Origin of the sequence: Sorangium sp. So ce590, assembly GCF_051521365.1 — a bacterium.
GTDB lineage: Bacteria > Myxococcota_A > Polyangia > Polyangiales > Polyangiaceae > Sorangium.
The window spans coordinates 7191589-7210542 of record NZ_CP150346.1 but is presented as its reverse complement, the minus strand read 5'-3'; the positions used below and the strand labels follow the sequence as shown (position 1 = coordinate 7210542).

Sequence of the window (18954 nt, the reverse complement as noted above, 5' to 3'; positions counted from 1 at the left end):
CCTTTCTCGCAGGTCGATCAGATCGCGACGCTCTGGGGGACCATCGAAGGGAGCAGGTACAGATACGGTTGCTCGCGGGTGCGATTGCGCTCGGTGATCTCCCGCTCGATGTGGGCCAGGCGCTCGCGGTAGCGAGCGAACGCCTGCTTTGCCGCCGGATCTTGCAGCATGCACTTCATCGTCGTGAGGCTCGCGCTGGTCAGCGGGGGGCCGATGCTGAGCGAGCGGCTGAGCACCATCTGGCGAATGCTCTGTGTCCGCCCCGGGAGACGCTCCAGCGGCTTGAACTGTCGCTTGTCGTCTCCGTTCAGGATATCGCTGTAGGGGCGATAGGTGGAGAACTGAGCATTGGGGATCCAGGTATAATAATCGGCCTGGCCGAAGTTGACGGCGGCGTGGTACGCGGTCGCCGTGAAGATGATGTTGGTGACGATGGCGACCAGGTCGTCGAGGTTCGTGAGCGTCTTGAGCTGATCGGAGCTCTCCGGCGGGAGCAGGCCGTTCACGTCGCCGAGGTCAGGAGACGCCAGCTCTTGAACCCACCTCTGCAGGCTGGCGTCGCTCGCCAGACATCGCGGCGTCGGAAAGGCGATCTTCAAGACCTGTTCGACGTACTCCTGGATCGCGGTCCAGTGCAGCAGCGCATCGTCGCGGTAGTGATAGTTCTTCAAGTCGCCCACGTCGCGCGCTGACAGATCGTAGGGGAGCGCGCTCTCGAAGAACCGCCAGGGCTTGCCACGGTATCCTCCGACGCCCGAGCCGGCATAGGCGCGCCTCAGGAGCTCGAAAGAGCCCTCGCTGGCCACGGCGCTGGTGACGCCGAAGAAGCGCCCTCGCCCGAGGAACCGCCGGCGCGCCAGCTCGTTGATGGCCAGGGTGTTGAAGAAATGCGGCCTGAGCAGCTGATGGAGCGGATGCGTCGCGGGCAGGTTGCGGTAGGTGCTCACCGCGAACGGCTCCATGATCAGGTGCGAGAAGAGTAAATGGGTCACTTCGCCCTGGTAGATGGCGTCGGTGCTCGCGACGGCGATCTTGGCCGTGAGCCAGTCATCCGCCGGGCCCAGAGGGGTGAAGATCTTGTCGGGCGGCGTCCCGTCCCCGCCGTGCGAGTGCGCCAGTCTTATGGCCACGGGCAGGAGCTCGCCGGCCGCGTTCTGGTGCAGCATGCACGTCGGAGCCAGCGGATACTTCCCCAGCTCCTGCTGCACGTCGGTGTCGACGATGCCCTTGAAGATGCGATAGTCGATGGAGTAGAGCTTCCCGCTCTCGCACAGCATCTCCAGCGTGCGACCGTCGGCGAGGGTGACCGGCTGGGGCTCGGCGCCGCTCAGGAACTCGCAGAGATCGCGCGGCGTCGCGCGGCGGATGTGCGCCGGATTGATCCCCACCAGGCGCTGCCGCCCGAACTCGGCGTCCTCCATCCAGCGCGTCGCTACCAGGGGCCTGCGCATGAAGGTCCAGGGCTTGAAGAACTCGTCGAACTGGTCGAAGGTCTCCCAGTCATCGACGGACTCGAAGATGGCGCCCAGCCCGAGATCGGACGTGGCCTTGATGACGAATTTCCCCTCGCGGTAGCGCTTGTACCCGTACGCGAACAGGTGAAGCGCCTGCGCGATTTGCAGCCCGGCCGTGTCCTTCCACTTGCCGAGGTTGAGCGCCAAGATCTTCGCGACGGGAAAGCCTTCCCCCGGCGGTACGAGATCGCTACCAGCCGGCAGGTTGGACCCGAATTTGCGCCAGTTGGGTGTCGAGCTGGGCTCCATCATACTCGTGCTCGCTTCTCCGTCTCAGGCAGTTGTGAATTGGGTGGTTCAATTGAACGTCGCTCTGACGTCACAGCGCTCTTGGCGCGTGCGGGAGGGCCTCCGTGTCAATCGCAACAGGACTCAGTGGTTCCAGCGCCGCCCCCCGTGCTCGCCCTGCCCCCGCAGCCGATCGCGTCGCCCTTCAATGTAGAACAGGCGAGTCGCCGTCCCACGAAAGGTTGTCGTGCCGGGTTGCACCTTGCCGAAGCGTACAGGTGCATCCTCGAAGTGGTTAGGAGACCGTAGAGCGTTCGCGCATGTCAAGCCATTTCGGTGGTGAGCCTTCGAGCTCCCCGCGCGTGCTTCAGTCCTGACGCTCCGCCGCCTCGACGCCCATGAAATGTCGCATTTCAGAACGATTTCGCGCAATGGGAAAGCTGCGCGGCGTCGAATTCGCAGGATACCGACGCGCGTGTCGGCGCCGCCCTCGCGCGAATCGTTCCGTCCCGGACGACTGGTCAAGATCGGGACGCCTCGCAGCGCTGTGCATTGAGCTGTGGAGTGAACGCGGCCCCTTCGATAGGTGGCCAGGTTGTCGAGCTGGCACCCGACGCGTCGGCGGCGCCTCACCCAATCAGAGCGCATCTCCGGTATGTCTTGAAGCTATTGGTAGCCCGTGAATCCATAGCTCGCGCTCGATGATGGCCGCTCGCTCTGCTGTGCGCTGATGCTCTGGATGGCCATCGTCCTTATCCCGGCGCGCGAGCGCCCCACCGGCGCGGCGGTGTGCAGGTCCGCGATGCAGCGGATCTCTGCGGTAGCCCGGTCTATCGGGGCGGAAGTCGACCGCGAACGCTCAGAGGGGCACCGACGCGCTGGGTGCTAGCCGAGCAGCGCCTCGAACACGCCCTTTTCCCCGAGGTCGCCGAAGCTGTGGGTCGGGGCGCAGGCGGCGAGCTCCGCGAGGGCGTAGGTCCCGGTGGCCACGGCGATCGACTCGGCGCCGATCGCCCGGGCCGCGGCGATGTCCTTCGGCGTGTCGCCGATGACCACGACGCGGCACGCCTCGAGCGGCGCCGCGAGCCTCGCCGCTCCGCGCGTCGCGCCGATGCGCAGGAGCTCGTCGCGGCGCTCGTGATCGCAGCCGAAGCCGCCGAACGCGAACCGCTCGTAGATGCCGACGCGCGTGAGCTTCGCCTGCGCCCCCGCGCGGACGTTCCCCGTGCCGAGGCCGACGGCGCACCTCGCCCGCCGGGCGGCGGCGTCGAGCGCCTCGACGACGCCGTGGTGGATCCGGGTCTCCTCGGCGAGCGACATCTCCTCCGCGAGGATCTCGACGTAGATCGCGAGGAGCGCGTCGATCGCGCGCTCGGTGACCTCGCGCCCGAGCGCCTCGAGCCCTGCCCGGAGGATGGCCCTGTCGGTCATGCCGGCGAACGAGAACGACGCGCACGCGTCGGGCCGGCCGGCATACCGCGCGAACGCACGCTCCATGGCGCGCCGGCCCGCGCCGCCGATGGAGAGCAGGGTGCCGTCGATGTCCCAGAGGAGGACGGTGGGGCGCATCTCCCCAGGGTAGATGCGTCGCGACGCGAGCGCGAGCGCGGAGGCGCGGCGAGCGGTCCCCGGGCGGCCTCATCGGCGCGGAACCCGATCGCGCGAGCGAGGCGCCCGCGTCGCGCCGTGCGCTGCGGCGCCCCCGCGCGCCCGACGGAACCCCGGCCCAGGCGCTGCTGAGCGCGATGTGCGTCGCGGGCCGACACACCGTTCACACCCTTACGCGCAGCCCGTCAGATCCGTCAGCAAATCGACCAGAGTGGCTCGGCGTGCACCGACCGCCCTTCACACACTTACGAGCAGCACATCAGATCCATCAAAAATTCGACATGGGTGGCGCTGTGGATGCGACGCGAGGCGTCGCGGCGTGACTGCTTACGAGCAGCGGTAAAAAATCGTTAATGAAAATTCGTGGATCATTGCAAATGCTCTGCGGCAGGGTCGCCCGGCGCGGTGCATTTCGCGAGAGCATGGAGATGAAATCGATTTTCTCTATGGGAGAGGAGGTTTAACGTCGTCTCCATGGGACGTGTGCTGGGACAATCGTTCGGCTTTCTTCTCTGGCTCGTTGGCCTCGGGCTGATGCTGGCGCTGGTCAACAATTACGCGGCGGAAGAGCCGGAGGTGGACGCGATGGCGCGGGCCCAGGCGTGCGAGGGCGTGCAGGCTCCGTGTGATGAGCTCTTGATTGGCTACGTGCGCAGCTCGCTCGGCCGGAGCTTCCAGCTCATCGTGCGGGGCAAGGACATCTCGGTCCGGTGCCGGCGCGAGCACATCGTCCTCGGGGACTACCGGTGCACGCGCTGGCCGCCGGCGGCGCCACCGGCTGCCGTGAGCTCGATCCCGGTGGCGACCTCCGCCGGAAACGCTCTCCCGGCGCCGCGAGGCGGGAGCGCGAAGCGCGGGGTTCCACCGCCGAGCGCGGGAAAGCCGGAGAGCAAGTTGTAGGGAGCGCCGCGCCCCTCCGAGGCGCCTCGTGGGCGGCGTGACGCGCCCCGCCTAAGCACGCGCGCACGGCCGCGAGTTGCGCTACTCCTCCAGCTCGATGGCGCTCCAACCTTTTCGCGTCGCTGCGCTCGCCCTCGTGGCGGGCCTTGTCTTCATCGGCTCTCCGGCCTGCAAGAAGGGAGAGGAGGCCTCGCCCGAGCAGGGGCGCAGGCCAGGGAAGCAGGGGATGAGCTTCCCGGTCGAGATCGCGCAGGTCGCGGCGGAGCGGGTCGAGTACGCCGTGCCCGCCGTCGGCTCGGTCGATGCGTTCGAGCAGGTGCAGCTCACCGCGCGCGTCGCCGGCGTCGTCGAGGCGGTGCGGTTCATGGAGGGCGACGAGGTCAAGGCGGGGCAGGTGCTCGTCGAGATCGATCCGGCCCGGTACAACCTCGCCGTCCGCGCCGCGCGCGCGACGCTCGACCGCATGACCGCCACGCAGGCCGAGGCCGCCTCGGGCCTCGAGCGGCGCGAGGCCGAGGGCGCCGAGGGCGTCTTCAGCAAGGAAGACGTCGCGTCGTGGCGCTCCAGGTCGGCGACGACCGCCGCGCAGGTCGCCGAGGCGAAGGTCGCCGTCGACCAGGCGCTCCTCAACCTGCGCGACGCGTACGTGCGCGCGCCCATCCAGGGGAAGATCCAGACGCGCACCGTGCAGACCGGCCAGCACGTCGCCGTCGGCACGGTGCTCGCGACGCTCCTCCGCCGCGACCCGCTCCTGCTCCGCTTCCAGATCCCGGGCGCCGACGCCGCGCGCGTCCGGCCCGGCATGGAGGCGCGCTTCACGGTGAAGGGCGACGCGCGGGCCTACACCGCGAAGCTCACGCACGTCGCCGACGCGGCGGATCCCGCGACGCGCATGGTCGCCTTGACCGGCGAGGTGCAGGGCGAGGGCAAGGACCTGCTCCGCCCCGGCACCTTCGCCGAGGTGACCGTGCCCGTGGGCGCGAGCGGCGAGGCGCCGGTGATCCCGCAGACCGCCGTGCGCCCGAGCGAGCGCGGGTTCCTCGCCTACGTGGTCGACGGCACCACCGCGCGCGAGCGCGTGCTCTCGCTGGGGCTGCGCACGGCGGACGGCCGCGTCGAGGTCAAGTCGGGGCTCTCCGTGGGGGAGCGCCTTGTGGTGCGCGGCGCAGAGGCGCTGCGCGACGGCTCCCAGGTCCGCGCCGCGCAGCCCGGCAGCATGCCCGAAGGCCAGGCCGCGGGGCACGCCAGGCAAGGCGAAGGCGCCGGCGCGGCGCCACCTGGGTCAACGGCCGGCTCACCGCCGCCGACCTTCCCCGCGAGCTCATCGCCGGCGCCGGCCGGCTCGGCGCCGGCGATCTCTCCCGCCAGCTCGACGCGGAGCGCGCCGTGAGCCTCACCGAAGCGTGCCTCCGGAAGCCGGTCTTCGCCTGGATGCTGATGGCGGCGACCATCGTCTTCGGCCTCGTGGCCGTGTCGCGCATCGGCATCAGCCAGTTCCCCGACGTCGACTTCCCCACCATCACCATCTCCGCCACGCTGGAGGGCGCCGCCCCCGAGATCATGGAGCACGACGTTGTCGAGCCGCTCGAGGAGGCGGCCGTCCAGGTCGAGGGGATCCGGTCGATCACGTCGACGTCGCGTCAGGGCAGCGCCTCGGTCACCATCGAGCTCGACCTGTCGCGCGACGTCGACGTCGCGCTCCAGGACGTGCAGACGAAGATCTCGCAGGCGCAGCGGCGGCTGCCGCTCGACCTCGACCCGCCCGTCGTCTCCAAGAGCAACCCGGAGGACCAGCCGATCATGTGGGTCGGGCTCTCCGGCCCCTTCTCCCCCCAGCTCGTCGCCGACATCGCGCGCTACCGGCTGAAGGAGAAGCTCCAGACGGTGCCCGGCGTCGGCGAGCTGACCCTGGGCGGCTACCTCGAGCGCAACGTCCGCATCTGGCTCGACGCCGAGCGCCTCGCCGCCAGGGGGCTCACCGTCGCCGAGGTCACCGAGGCCCTGCGCCGCCAGCACATCGAGCTCCCCGCCGGCCGCATCGAGACCGAGGGCCGGGAGGTGAACGTGCGGGTGATGGGGGAGGCGCTCGACCTCGCGACCTTCAGGAAGATCGTCCTCCGCCAGGGCGATCTCGGCCCCGCCGCCCGGCCGGCGGACGCGGCCGTCCAGCCGGCGGGCCCGCCGTCGTCGGCGCGCGGCACGGTGTACCTGGAGGACGTCGCGCTCGTCGAGGACGGCTTCGAGGACGTCCGCCGGCTCGCCCGGGTGAACGGCCAGCCCGCGCAGGGCCTCGGCGTGAGGAAGCAGCGGGGCTCGAACGCGGTCGAGGTCGCGCAGGGGGTCCGGGCCGCGCTCGCCGAGGTCGAGAAGACCTTGCCCGAGGGGATGGAGGTCGGGGTGAACTTCGACTCGACCAAGTTCATCGAGGAGTCGGTCCACGAGATCGAGCTCGAGCTCGGCATGGCCATCGCGCTCACGGCCCTCGTCTGCTGGATGTTCCTCGGCTCGCTCTCCAGCACGCTCAACGTCGTCCTCGCGATCCCGATGTCGCTGCTCGGCACGGTCGCCGCGATCTACTTCCTCGGCTTCACGCTGAACACCTTCACGCTGCTCGGGCTCTCGCTCGCGGTCGGCATCGTCGTCGACGACGCGATCATGGTGCTCGAGAACATCCACCGGCACGCCGAGGCGGGGAAGGACCGCGTCCGCGCCGCCCGCGAGGGCACGGCCGAGATCACCTTCGCGGCGCTCGCCGCGACGCTCGCGGTCGTCGCGATCTTCATCCCGATCATCTTCATGGAGGGGGTGGTCGGCCGCTTCTTCCTCCAGTTCGGCGTGACCCTCTGCATCGCCGTGCTCCTCTCGTACCTGGAGGCGATCACCCTCGCGCCGGCCCGCTGCGCGCAGATCCTCGACGTCTCGCGCGAGGGCCGGAGCCGCTTCGGGCGGCTCGTCGACCGCGGCTTCGACTCCCTCGCCCGCGGCTACGGCTGGCTGCTCGCCCGGGCGCTCCGGTTCCCGCTCGTGGTGGTCCTCCTCGGCGGGCTCCTCTTCGCCGGCGCGATCGTCACGATGCAGCGGCTCCCGACGGAGTTCGTCCCGTCGCAGGACCAGGGGCGGCTCATGGTCCGCCTGCAGACCGCGGTCGGCTCGGACATCGAGGAGACCGACCGGCTCTTCCAGCGCGCCGAGGCGTTCGTGGGCGAGCACCCGGCGGTGTCGCGCGTCTTCGCCGTGGTCGGCGGCTTCGGCGGGGGCGCCGTGAACACGGGCATCCTGTTCGTCACGATGAAGCCGGCCGACGAGCGGTCGTCCTCGCAGGCCGACCTCCAGGGCGTCCTCCGCAAGGAGCTGAACGGCTACCCCGGCCTGCGCGCCGTGGTCCAGGACCTCTCGCAGTCGGGGTTCACGGCCCAGCGCGGCTTCCCTGTCGAGTTCTCGATCCGCGGCCCCTCGTTTGAAGAGCTCACGAAGCACAGCGAGCGCATGCGGGGCGAGCTCGCGCAGAGCGGCCTCGTCGTGGATCTCGACACCGACTACCAGCTCGGCATGCCCGAGCTCCGCATCCTGCCGGATCGGGCGCGCGCCGCGGATCTCGGCGTGAGCGTCGAGGCGATCGCGACGACGCTGAACACGCTGGTCGGCGGCGGGCGCGTCGCCAAGTTCAACGACAACGGGCGCCGCATCGACGTCCGCGCGCGCCTGCTCGCAGAGCAGCGGAGCCGGCCGGAGGACCTCGCGCGCATCCAGGTGAGGAGCGCGTCGGGCGCGCTGGTCCCGCTGACGTCGGTCGTCACCTACGAGGAGCTCCCGGCGCTGCAGGCGATCACGCGCCGCGACCGGGAGCGCGCGATCTCGATCTTCGGCAACATCGCGCCCGGGCACTCCCAGGGCGAGGCGGTCGCCCGGGTCGAGGAGCTCGGCCGGGACCTGCCGGCCGGCTACCGCCTCGTGCTGGGCGGCGCGAGCGTGACGTTCCGCGAGTCGATGGGCGGCCTCCTCTTCGCGCTCGGGCTCGGGATCCTTGTCGCCTACATGGTGCTGGCGTCCCAGTTCAACTCGTTCCTGCACCCGGTCACGGTGCTGACGATCCTGCCGCTGTCGATCGCGGGCGCCGCCTTCGCGCTGCACCTCTCGGGGCACACGCTCAACATCTTCAGCATGATCGGCATCCTCCTGCTCATGGGGATCGTGAAGAAGAACTCGATCCTCCTCGTGGATCACGCGATCGAGGTGAGGCGCGAGGGCGGGCGCGCGGCCCACGATGAACCGGGGCGCGAGCGCGAGGCAGGGGAGGCCATGGACGCCCGCACGGCGATGCTCCGCGCCGGCCCGGTGCGGCTGCGCCCGATCCTGATGACCTCGACGGCGACGCTGATGGCCGCGGTCCCGTCGGCGCTGGCGCTCGGCCCCGGCGCCGAGATACGGGCCCCGATGGCCGCCGCGGTCATCGGCGGCCTCCTCGTCTCGACGGCGCTGAGCCTGCTCGTGGTGCCGGCGTTCTACGTGGTCGCCGACGACGTGCAGGGGCGCGTCGCGCGGCTCCGGGCGCGGCGCGCAGGGCGCCGGGCGCCCGCCGGTCCGGCGCACCCCGCCGCGCCGGAGAGCTAGGGCCGGTCGTTGGGTGGGGAGGTCGGGTCCCCGCCCTCCGCCATGGCGCCGCCACCGAGTCCCACCTCGGCCCAACGACGGGCGGCCAGCACGAGCGTGCCGGCCGAACGCGCGCAAGGATCACGGCGTCGGGATCTTCACGGGGCGGACGTCCGGGATGAGCGGGGGCCGCAGCGTTTCGGGGCGCTGGTCGACGATCACGCCGCGGAGCTGCGCACACCGCTGTTTGCCCTCGTCCCAGACGCAGCCTGAAGGGCATACCGGCGGATCGCCGGTCGGCTGCTGGTCCGCGCAGACGTCCTCTTCGGCTTCACCGGCGGCCGTCGTCTGCGCGCGGCTTGCAGGTGCGGTGTCCGGGGTCGCGCCTTCGCGCGCCCCGGCGGGCGTGGCGGCGGCAGGGGTGTCGGCAGGCTGCGGCAGGCTGCTCTGGCAGGCGGTCGTCGCGAGGGCGAGCGACGCGAGAAGCATCAGGATCAGGCTTCGGGACATGACAACTCTCCGTGCTTGCACGTGGGCAGCATCCGCTTGCGTCCGGCGATCCGGCGCGCGCGGTGCGGCGATTGGGTCTCAAGGAGCACCCTCCTGGCAACCAGCAATCCACGCCGTCCCCGGCGCCGCGCGTCCCGCGCCGCCGCCGCCCCTGCCGTGTCGCACCCGCGCTCGGACTCCGGGTCCGGTCATGCCCCGGCCGCCTTCGAGACCCGCCGGGTGACCCTACATGTCCCCCACGAACCGTGATCCGGCGCAGGCCCGGCCGCGGTAGCATCGTCGCCGGCTGGATGCCGTCTCCCACCTCCTCCGTAGCGCCCGCTTTCCTGCAGCGCCCCGCTGCGGATCGCTGGCTCGGTCCGTTCCGGCTGATCCGTCAGATCGGCCGCGGCGGCTTCGCCCCCGTCTGGCTGGCAGACGAGGTCTACGAGGGACGCAAGCTCCGCGACGCTGCGATCAAGCTCTTTTTCCTCCCGATGGGCCTCTCCCCGGGCTCGGCGGACGCCACGCGCTGGCGCGATGCGATCCTCGACGAGGCGCGCGCCCTCTGCCGCGTCGAGCACCCGAACGTCGTCCGCTTCTATGCCCTGCACCGCGACGACGCCTGGGGCGTGGTGGGCCTCGCCATGGAGCACATCGCGGGCGTGAGCCTCGATGTCCGTCTCGCGGAGGCCGGCCCGCTGAGCCCCGATGGGGTCGCGAGGGCCGCCCTCGGCGTCGCCTGGGCGCTGGCGGCCGTGCACGGCGCCGGCCTCGTGCACCGCGACGTCAAGCCGGCCAACATCATCGAGCGCGCCGCACCGAGAGGGGCGCGCGGCGAGGGCCAGGGCCTCGCCGCCCATCCGGTCCACAAGCTGATCGACTTCGGCATCGTCGTCGATGACCCCGCGCTCCGGCCGCGAGGCGCCGCCGCGCCGCTCCTCGTCGGCACCCCCGGCTTCATCGCGCCGGAGATCCTGCTCGGCGGCGCGGCCACCCCTGCCGCCGACCTCTACGCCCTCGGCGCCACCGTCTTGCGCCTGTGCACCGGCCAGGTCCCGCTCGACCCCGCGGGCGGGCCCGTGGCCGTCCATCCCCGGCGGCGTGCGCCCCGGCTCGACGCGATCCTGCCGCTGGACACGCCCGCGCTCGCGCCGCTCGCGGATCTCACCGCGCTCCTCCTGGATCCCGATCCCCGCGCGCGCCCGCGCCACGCCGAGTGGGTCGCGCGCGAGCTCGAGCGCGTGCTCGCGCTCTCGACCGGCGAGGTTCTGCCGCACCTCCGGCGCGCGGAGCACGGTCCTCCGGGCGAGAGAGCCGCCCCGCACGACCTGGACGCGTTCGACTCCCAGCCTGCGATGCCCACCGCCCCGCGCGGGATCGCGGGGCGGGCCCCGCAGGTCGAGGGCCCGACCGTGCTTGTGGCGCGTCCGGCCGCGCACGTCGGGAGCCCGATCGCGCCGGTCTCGCGTCCGGCCTCGCAGGTCGAGGGCTCGAGGGCGCCGACCGAGACCCTCGCGCCGCCCGCGCCCTGCCTGCACACCCCGCTCTTCGGCTGCGACGACGCCCTCGCGGCGCTCGCGCGCCTCGCCGCGGAGGTGCGCGGAGGCGGGGTCCGCGCCGCGTTGATCACCGGGCCGCTCGGCGTCGGCCGCACCCACCTGCTCGCCGCGGCGCTCGAGCGCGAGAGCTTCGGCGCGGACCGCGTCCTGCGTGCCGCCTGCTCCCCGGAGCGGAAGGGCCCCCTCCGGCCGCTGCTCCGCGCCCTGGAGGCGCTCCCGCCGGAGGCCGCGAGCGCGCTCGGCCTGGTGGTGGACGCGATCGAGCGGGCCCTCTCGCCGAGCGTGCTCCCCGGCGCGCCGGACGCGACCGCGGCGCTGGAGGGCGTGGAGGACGCGCTGCTCTCGGCGAGCACCGAGGCGCCGCTGGTCCTCGCCCTCGACGACCTCCAGTGGGCCGACGCGCACACTCTCGCGCTGCTGCGGCTCCTGGTCGAGCGCGTGGGCGCGACGGTGGCGCGCAGGGGCGCTCCGGCGCGCCTCCTGGTCCTCGCGGCCGCGCGCGACGAGCCGAGCCCTTCGCCACCCCTGCGCGCGCTGCTCGCCGAGGCGCGCGGGCGCGCCCGCCCCGGCGCACGGCACCTCGCCCTCAGCCCGCTCGGCGACGAGGACGCCGCGCGCCTCGCCCAGGCCACGCTCCCCGTCGCGCCCGCGCTCGAGCGCGCGGTCGTGCGCGACTCGGGCGGCGTGCCGTTCTTCATCGTGCACGCGCTCGTCGCGTGGCGCGAGACCGGCGCGCTCGTCTATCGCGCGGGCGCCTGGGATGCCGCCGAGCCCGACCTCGCGAGCCGCGGCGTCCCGGGCGTCGCCGACCTCGTGGTCGCGCGCCTCGCCAGCTACCTCGACCCCGCGAGCGACGAAGGCCGCCTCGCCCTGCGCGCGCTGGCCGCCGTGGCGCTCCACGGCGGCGGCCTCGGCGTGGACGTGCTCACCGAGGCCGCGGGCCGCGACGACGAGGCGCTGGAGGCCGCGCTGCTCCCCCTCGTGGATGCCGGCCTGCTCACCGCCTCCGGGGCCGGCCAGCACGGGCCGGAGTACAGCTTCGTCCAGGAGATGGTGCGCCTCTCCGTGCTCAACCTGGTCCGGCCGCGCCCCTGGCTGCGCCGCCTGCACCGCGCGCTGCTCGACGCCATCGCCCGCCGCCCCACGGCGGCCGCCGACGCCGCGTTCCTGGCCTCCGGCTACGAGCGCCTGGGCGCGGCCCCGGAGGCGCGGCGCTGGCTGGGCCCGGCGATGGCCGCGGCGATGTCGGCCGGCCTGTTCACCGAGGCGGTGGAGCTCGGCGAGCGCCTCGCCGCGCTCATCGAGGATCCGGACGAGCGCGCCGCCGCCGAGATCGACGTGGTGCGCGCCCTGCTGCGCGGCAGGAAGCCCGAGGAGGCGCGGCGGCGGCTCGACGCGCTCGACGCGCGCGCGGCGGTGTTCCCCGCGCGCCGCGCCGAGGTGGCGCTGCGGCGCCGGCTCTGCCGGCTGGAGGTGGCGCGGGGCCTGCGCGAGGAGGGCTACGACGATCCCGGCCTGCTCGCGGCCGCCGACGCCCAGCCCGACGAGGCCCTCCGCTGCGAGGCGCGCATGGCGCTCGCCGGCGTCGCCGTCCCCGAGCGGGCCATGGAGCTCGCGGGGGAGGCGGTGGCGCTCGGGGCGCGCGCCGGGCCGGCGCTGGAGTTCGGGGCGCGCGTGCTGCGCTTCGAGCTGAACTACGCCTCGAACCGCCGCGAGCTCGCGGTGGCCGAGGAGGACCTCACGCGCGCGCTCGCGATCGCCTCGGCGCTCGGATCGCGCTGGCACAGGCTGCACATCGAGGCGGATCTCGCGGTGCTCGACGCCGAGCGCGGCCGGCTCGGCGAGGCGATCGGGCGGCTCGAGAGGATCGCCGGTCAGGCCGAGGCGGACGGCATGCGCGGCCAGCTTCGCCTCGTGCTGACCAACCTGGCCGCGTTCCTGCTACGCGACGGCCGCGCGATCGAGGCCGCGGAGACGGCCAGGCGCACCGCCGAGCTCGCGGCGGAGGCCGGCGATCCGGGGCTGCGCGCGAGCGCGCTGTCGCTGCGCGCGGACGCGCTCCGGCGCGTCGGAGATCTCCCTGGCGCGCTCGCCGCGGCCGACGAGGCCGAGGCGCTGCAGCGCGCCCACCGCGACCGCCGCCAGGCGCTCACCCTCCTGCGGCGCGCGGAGATCCTGGCCCTGGCCGGCCGCTACGACGACGCGCTCGCCGACGCGCGCGCGGCCAGGAGCGTCGCGGAGGCCCGGGCCGACCGCGATCTCGCGCTGGGCGCGCGGCTGTGGGAGCTCCTGCACCTCGCGCGGCGCGGCGAGCTCGTGGTCGCGGCCCTGGAGGAGGCGGTCGCCGAGGCCGCCGGGTCGGGCGTGACGTTGCGCCCGCTCACGCTCGGGCTGATGGACGAGGCGCGGGCGTGGGTCGCCACGACGAAGCGGGCGTGATCCGCCCGGACAGGCCTCCCGGACGGCGGATCGAGCGGCCCGTGGCCGCAGGGCGGCGCCCCGTCGCCGGAGGCTCCCGACGAGGACGCCCGCCGCGAGGAGCGCGCCGCTCCCGGCGCTCCCGGAGAAAGCGCCCGTACCCGCCGCGTCGCACGCGCAGCCGCGGGGCCCGGGCGGCACGGAGGGCACGGCGCGCGGCGCGGCCGGCCGCGGCGCCACCTCGCGGCCGTCGAGGGCCGCGCCGTCGCCGGAGACGATGAACGCAGCCCAGTAGAAGGGGTGTGCCGTTCCGGGTCGGGACCGCATCTCGATCTGCGCCTGCCGCATGGCCTCGACCCGGCCCCCCCCGGCGGCGAGCTTCTCGTAGTAGGCCTCCATCAGGTTGCGGGTCTCGCGGTCCTGGACCTTCCAGAGGCTCATCACCTGGGTCTCCGCCCCGGCGAGCACCAGCGCTCGCCGCAGGCCGTGGACCCCGTCCGCCCGCTTCACCTCGCCGAGGCCCGTCTCGCAGGCGGACAGCACGACAAGCTGCGTGCCGTACAGGTCCAGGCCCGAGGCCTCCAGCGCGGTCAGGACACCGTCCTCGGGGCCGTCGTAGGGCCGGTTGGCCGAGGCGAGCGCCACGCCGGCGCGCAGCAGCGGGTTCTCGCCGGCGGCCCCGCCCGCGTGCTCGCTGTCGGGGAGGAAGAACCCGTGCGTCGCGAGGTGGAGGATCCGCGGGTGCGCCGCGCTCTTGAGCGCTTCCTCGGTCGCGCCGAGCCCGGTGAGCACCTTCGCCCCCGGGAACCGCCGCGCGATCGCCGTCGCCTCGGGCAGCGTGCCGGGGAGGGCCGGGAAGGACAGCGCGCGCATGTCGATCGACCGCCTCGCCGGCGCCGCGCCGGCCGGGGCCTCGCGGCGGAAGCGCGCGTGCCGGGTCGCGTCGCCGAACTCCGGCGCCCCGATGACCAGCGCAGACAACCCGGGTTCGGCGCGCCGCGGGTCGTGATGCCGGGCGCGGAGCAGATCGCGGCCGCTCGTCAGGTAGGTGAACGAGCTGTGCTCCAGCAGGTAGCTGCCCTGCTCGTCGACGAGCGCGCCGAAGGGGACCAGGTTGAGCTCGCCGTCGGGGCTGAGGAAGATCCAGCGGACGCCGCCGAGCAGCGCCCGCACCGGCTGCATGACGCGCTCGTCGACGGCGCGCGCGGCGCGCTGCGGGTCACGGAGCAGCTGGGCGAAGGCGCGCCGCAGGTCGCCGGCGGCCGCGTCGATCGGCGCCGCGTCGCGGAGGTCGACCCAGGCGACGCGGCCGTCCGCGTGGAGCACGTACGCCGCATACCGCGGCGCGCCCCAGGCGAGCGGCGCGGCGCCGCCGCGCTCGCGCACGCGCGGGCGGCGCACGACGAGCTCGACGAGCGCCGCTCCCTGCGGCAGGGCGGCGACCACGCGGTCCAGGGTGACCGGCGCGTCGTCGATCCGCAGCGGGGCGCCGCGCCGGCCGATCTCTTCTTCAAGCGCCTCCTTCTTTCGCTCGAGCTCGTCGATCGACGCGCGGAGCTCGCCAGGCTGCCCCGAGGAGGGGAGGCGGATGATGAGATCGGCGAGCCGCGCCTCGACGGAGACGAGCTGCCGGAGGAGCATCGCGTCGTCGGGGCGGCTCCGGTCCCTGAGCGCGGCGATCCGGTCCGCGGCGGCGTCGAGGACCACGCCCTTGCGCCGGAGCACCGCGGTGAAGGCGAGGCGCGCCGCCTCCGCGTCGGAAGGAGCGCTGTCCGCGTGCAGCGAGAGGAGGAGATCTGTCTCGTCGCGGAGCGCGCCGGCGAGGGCGGTCCTCTGCTCCTCGCTCGCCGCGGGGAGCAGCGCGAGCGCGCGCCGGTCCTGGATGTCCGCGCCGCGCGCGAGCAGGCCCATGGCCTCGCCGATCGCCCCCTGGTCGAGCCGGTGCCGGCCGAGCCGCAGCAGGGCGCGGACGACGCGCGGATGGTCCGGGCCGAAGGCGGCCTCCTCGATGGCGAGCGCGCGCCGATGGAGCGGCTCGGCGGCCCGAGGCTCCCCGCACTCTTCCCGGAGCTGGCCGAGCGCGGCGAGCGCCTCCGCGACGCCCGGGTGCCTGTCGCCGAGGCGCTGCTCGCGGAGCGCGAGCGCGTCGCGGTAGGCGCGCTCCGCGGCCGCAGGATCGCCGCGCCTCAGCGCGAGATCGCCGCGGAGCATCAGGGAGGTGCTCCGTCCCACGTGACCCTTGCCGAGCGTCCTGTCGCGCAGCGAGAGCGCCCGCTCGACGAGCGGCTCGACCTCCGAGGGCTCGGCCCCCTGCAGCAGCTGGACCGCCGCGAGCCGGTCCAGCGCGGCGGCGAGGCTCGGGTGCTCCGGGCCGAGCACCCTCTCGAGGAGGCCGATCGCGCGCTCGAGGAGCGGCCGGGCCAGCGCCGGATCGCCCGCTTCGGTGTGGATGTCGGCGAGGTCCTGGAGGCAGCGCGCGGCGCTGGGGCGGTCGCCCTCTTCGCATCTCCCGCTCGATTGTCTCCGGAGGCGGTCCTCGGCGCGCCCGTGCTGCGCGCGTGCAATCTCGAGCTCCGCCAGGGTCAGGACGAAGTGATTCTGGCGGGCCGTGCCCTTCGGGAGCGCGCTCAGGAGCGCGTCGGCCCGGCCGTACTCCGCCTTTGCCAGGAGCAGGCGAGCGAGGCTGTCCAGGGCTCCAACGAATCCCTGGTAAGCCCACCGGCCATGAGCCTCTCCCCACAGCGACGTCGCGCGCGTGAGGAGCGGCTCCGCAGCGGCGTAATCGCCTTGCTTCATGCGCAGCTCGCCGAGCAGCGCGAGGGCCATCGCGAGCCGACCGCGCCGATCGTCGTCCTCCGGCTGCGCTGCGTGATCGCGCGCCGCCACGGCGAGGGCGCGGGCGAGCAGCGGCACGGCGCTGGAGTGATCTCCGGCCCCCATCCGCGCGGCCCCGAGAACCATCAGATCAGGGAAGATCGTCGCGTCACGTTGGACCGCATCCCCCGGGAGGCCACCGCGGTTCGATGGCCGCTTCTCGAGGGACGCGATGCGGGACTCTGCCCAGCGTGCCTCGGCCGTGTAGTCCTCGCTCATGTACCAGAGCGCGGCCGTCGTATCTCCCGGCCCGAGCACGGCGCCGCGCGGCTCGGCGGCGTGGGCGCTCGCCGCCAGCGCGAGCCAGGCCACGAGGAGCGACGTCAGGCCTCCGATCCATCCACTCCCTCGGGTCATGTGTCCCGCGCCTCCACGGCCGCTGCCTGCGGCCCGCATCCTACCGCGCATCGCCCTTCCTCCTGCGAGCCATCGTTGCGCCCACCGTGCCGAGCGCGCGCCGAGGAGCCGCGAGCGCAGCTCCCCGGCATGGCACCGGGCGCGCACGCCGCCGGCTCCCCCGGCGAGGCGCCGCCCGCGTATACTTCGATGCGTGGCAGAGGAGCTGACGAAGCCGATCGAGCGCGACGGCGCCTACAGGCTCGCCTCACGCAAGATCCGCGTCGAGGTCGTGGACGGCCCGGATCGAGGGCTCGTCGCCGATCTGCCCGGGCCGGAGGCGCGCGTCGGGCTCGGCCGCGAGTGCGACCTCGTCCTCAAGGATCCCACGGTCAGCCGCCGCCACCTCGTCGTCCGCGTCGAGGGCGAGCGCATCCGCGTGATCGACGACTGCAGCAGCAACGGCACATCGGTCGACGGCGTGGAGGTGCGGGACGCCTATGCCCGCCCCGACGCGGCCATCGTCGTCGGCGGCACCACGCTGCGCCTGCGGATGCTCAGCGACGTCATCGAGCTGCCGCTCTCCCACCGCGAGCGCTTCGGCGGCATGCTCGGGCGCAGCGTGGCCATGCGCCGGCTCTTCGCCGTGCTGGAGCGGATCGTGCTCACCGACGCCACCGTGCTCGTCGAGGGCGAGACCGGCACCGGCAAGGAGCTCGTGGCCGAGGCGGTGCACGAGGAGAGCCCACGCCACGGCGGGCCCTTCGTGGTCTTCGACTGCTCGGCGGTGAGCGCCGCGCTCATCGAGAGCGAGCTGTTCGGCCATGTGAAGGGCGCCTTCACCAGCGCCGTGTCCGAGCGCCCGGGGGCGTTCGAGGCGGCGGACGGCGGCACCCTGTTCCTCGACGAGGTCGGCGAGCTGCCGCTCGATCTGCAGCCCAAGCTCCTGCGGGCTCTCGAGCGGCGCGAGGTGCGGCGGGTGGGCTCCAACGTGACGCGGCGGGTGGACGTGCGCATCGTCGCCGCCACGAACAGAAACCTCGCCCGCGAGGTGGAGCGCGGCAGGTTTCGCGAGGATCTCTACTACCGGCTCGCTGTCCTCCAGGTCGCCGTGCCGCCGCTGCGCGAGCGGCACGGCGACATCCCGCTGCTCGTCCGTCACTTCGAGGAGGGGCACAAGCCCCGATCCGGGTCGCGGCCGTCGCTCTCCGTGGACGAGGTGGCGGCGCTCGCGGCGCGCTCGTGGCCCGGCAACGTCCGCGAGCTGCGCAACGCGCTGGCCCGCGCGCTCGCGCTGGGCATGGCCGGCGGCGCGGGCGGCCCCCCGGCGCCGGCCGTGCCCAGCGAGGGCGCGCAGGGCCCGCCCGCGGTGGACCTGACCGAGCCGCTGCTCGCCGGCCGGGAGCGCGTGGCCGAGGCGTACGAGAGGGCCTACCTGGACGCCGCGCTCCGGCAGACGGGCGGCAACGTGTCGCGCGCGGCGGAGCTCGCGCGGGTGAACCGGAAGTTCATCCAGCGCGCGATGAAGCGTTACGGCCTGCGTGGAGACGGGGGCGCGGACGGGTAGGCTCGGTCCTCTGCTGGCGCGCGAGGTCGGCGAGGTCCTGGAGATCGCCCTCCGGCGCATGGCGCGTCACCTCCGTCGACATGGCTTGACTGGCCCCTTGTTCCAGCCGCTGCGACAGGCGCGTGGCGCTCCCCGCGCCTGCGGCTCCGTCGACTGCCCCCGGCGCGTCGCACCCGCCCCCGCCATTCCCTCGAAATAGAGCCCGATCGTGCGTGGCTCGCTTTCTGCTCATTCCCTCGGGCGAGCATCGCGGGACGCAGCGCCCGGGATGCGGATGCAGTGCTCGAGATCCGCTGGCTCCGAGGAGCCACCCATCAGCAAAAGGAATCCCACAACATGAACACGACAAGCAAGACGATCGCCCCCTTCGTGCTCTCCGCGCTCGTCGGCTTCGGCGCGACCCTCGCCAACGACGCCGACGCGGCTTACCGGCACTACTCCTCGACGTTCTGCTACGGTGACGCGATTTTCTCCGGGGGGCGGCTCAACAACGGCGAAGCGGACTCGACCTTCCTCGGGTGCCCCATCATCGACGACAGCACGTTCAGCAAGGGGCAGGTCACCCACTTGAGGGTCTACGCCTATGACAACAGCACGGTCGATAGCGTCGACGCGACGGCCTGCGCCACCTTCCACAACAGCGTGGGCGCCACCTGCGGGGCGTGGGTCAGCTCCGGCATCTCCCAGGTGGATTTCGTGACCCTCTCTCCCCCCACCACTGCATGGACGAGCGCAGCCGTCGGCTATTTCCCCGAGGTCAGGGTGATCTTGCCGGGCACCGACGGCGGCCGGTACGCCAAGCTCATGGGCTACCACGTCGACGACCTGTGAGGGACAAGCGAACGCGGAGCTCCGAGCCACGCGGCTA

The 18954-nt window shown here is 73.3% G+C and carries 9 protein-coding genes and 1 pseudogene; 6 read left to right on the top strand and 4 right to left on the bottom strand.

All coding sequences use genetic code 11. The features are described 5' to 3' along the window. Positions 1 to 17: 17 nt before the first annotated feature. Together WMF28_RS26885 and WMF28_RS26880 are read right to left on the bottom strand one after the other, a co-directional pair. Positions 18 to 1766 (bottom strand): lipoxygenase family protein, encoded by a 1749-nt coding sequence (locus WMF28_RS26885; protein WP_437596177.1) that lies wholly within the window; start codon positions 1764 to 1766, stop codon positions 18 to 20. 861 nt (positions 1767 to 2627) lie between these two features. After that, complete coding sequence (locus WMF28_RS26880; protein ID WP_437596176.1) at positions 2628 to 3311, bottom strand: HAD family hydrolase; 684 nt, start codon at positions 3309 to 3311, stop codon at positions 2628 to 2630. 513 nt (positions 3312 to 3824) lie between these two features. Here WMF28_RS26880 and WMF28_RS26875 point away from each other — a divergent pair. From WMF28_RS26875 to WMF28_RS26865, 3 genes are all read left to right on the top strand, one after another. Next, positions 3825 to 4250, top strand: coding sequence for a hypothetical protein (locus WMF28_RS26875; RefSeq protein ID WP_437596175.1), 426 nt, complete (start codon positions 3825 to 3827; stop codon positions 4248 to 4250). A 97-nt stretch (positions 4251 to 4347) separates the two neighbouring features. Beyond that, the gene (locus WMF28_RS26870) at positions 4348 to 5640 is read left to right on the top strand and encodes an efflux RND transporter periplasmic adaptor subunit (protein WP_437596174.1); all 1293 of its coding nucleotides are present in this window, start codon (positions 4348 to 4350) and stop codon (positions 5638 to 5640) included. Further along, the gene (locus WMF28_RS26865; protein ID WP_437596173.1) at positions 5637 to 8861 is read left to right on the top strand and encodes an efflux RND transporter permease subunit; all 3225 of its coding nucleotides are present in this window, start codon (positions 5637 to 5639) and stop codon (positions 8859 to 8861) included. Before WMF28_RS26870 ends, WMF28_RS26865 begins: the two co-directional genes overlap by 4 nt. Before the next feature lie 120 nt (positions 8862 to 8981). On the opposite strand, the gene WMF28_RS26860 is transcribed toward WMF28_RS26865, so the two are convergent. After that, positions 8982 to 9350, bottom strand: a complete 369-nt coding sequence (locus WMF28_RS26860; RefSeq protein ID WP_437596172.1) for a hypothetical protein — start codon at positions 9348 to 9350, stop codon at positions 8982 to 8984. A 290-nt stretch (positions 9351 to 9640) separates the two neighbouring features. Here WMF28_RS26860 and WMF28_RS26855 point away from each other — a divergent pair. Further along, a pseudogene (locus WMF28_RS26855) lies at positions 9641 to 11320 on the top strand (protein kinase domain-containing protein); the annotation flags it as partial. A 1512-nt stretch (positions 11321 to 12832) separates the two neighbouring features. Here WMF28_RS26855 and WMF28_RS26850 read toward each other — a convergent pair. Further along, on the bottom strand, positions 12833 to 16540 hold the full coding sequence (locus WMF28_RS26850; RefSeq protein WP_437596171.1) for a CHAT domain-containing protein: 3708 nt from the start codon (positions 16538 to 16540) through the stop codon (positions 12833 to 12835). A 193-nt stretch (positions 16541 to 16733) separates the two neighbouring features. Here WMF28_RS26850 and WMF28_RS26845 point away from each other — a divergent pair, with 193 nt between their 5' ends. Further along, a complete protein-coding gene (locus WMF28_RS26845) occupies positions 16734 to 18086 on the top strand; it encodes a sigma 54-interacting transcriptional regulator (RefSeq protein ID WP_437596170.1) in 1353 nt (450 codons plus the stop codon). A 336-nt stretch (positions 18087 to 18422) separates the two neighbouring features. Further along, positions 18423 to 18917: a hypothetical protein gene (locus WMF28_RS26840; protein ID WP_437596169.1), complete on the top strand. Its 495-nt coding sequence runs from the start codon at positions 18423 to 18425 to the stop codon at positions 18915 to 18917. The last annotated feature ends 37 nt before the right edge of the window (positions 18918 to 18954 follow it).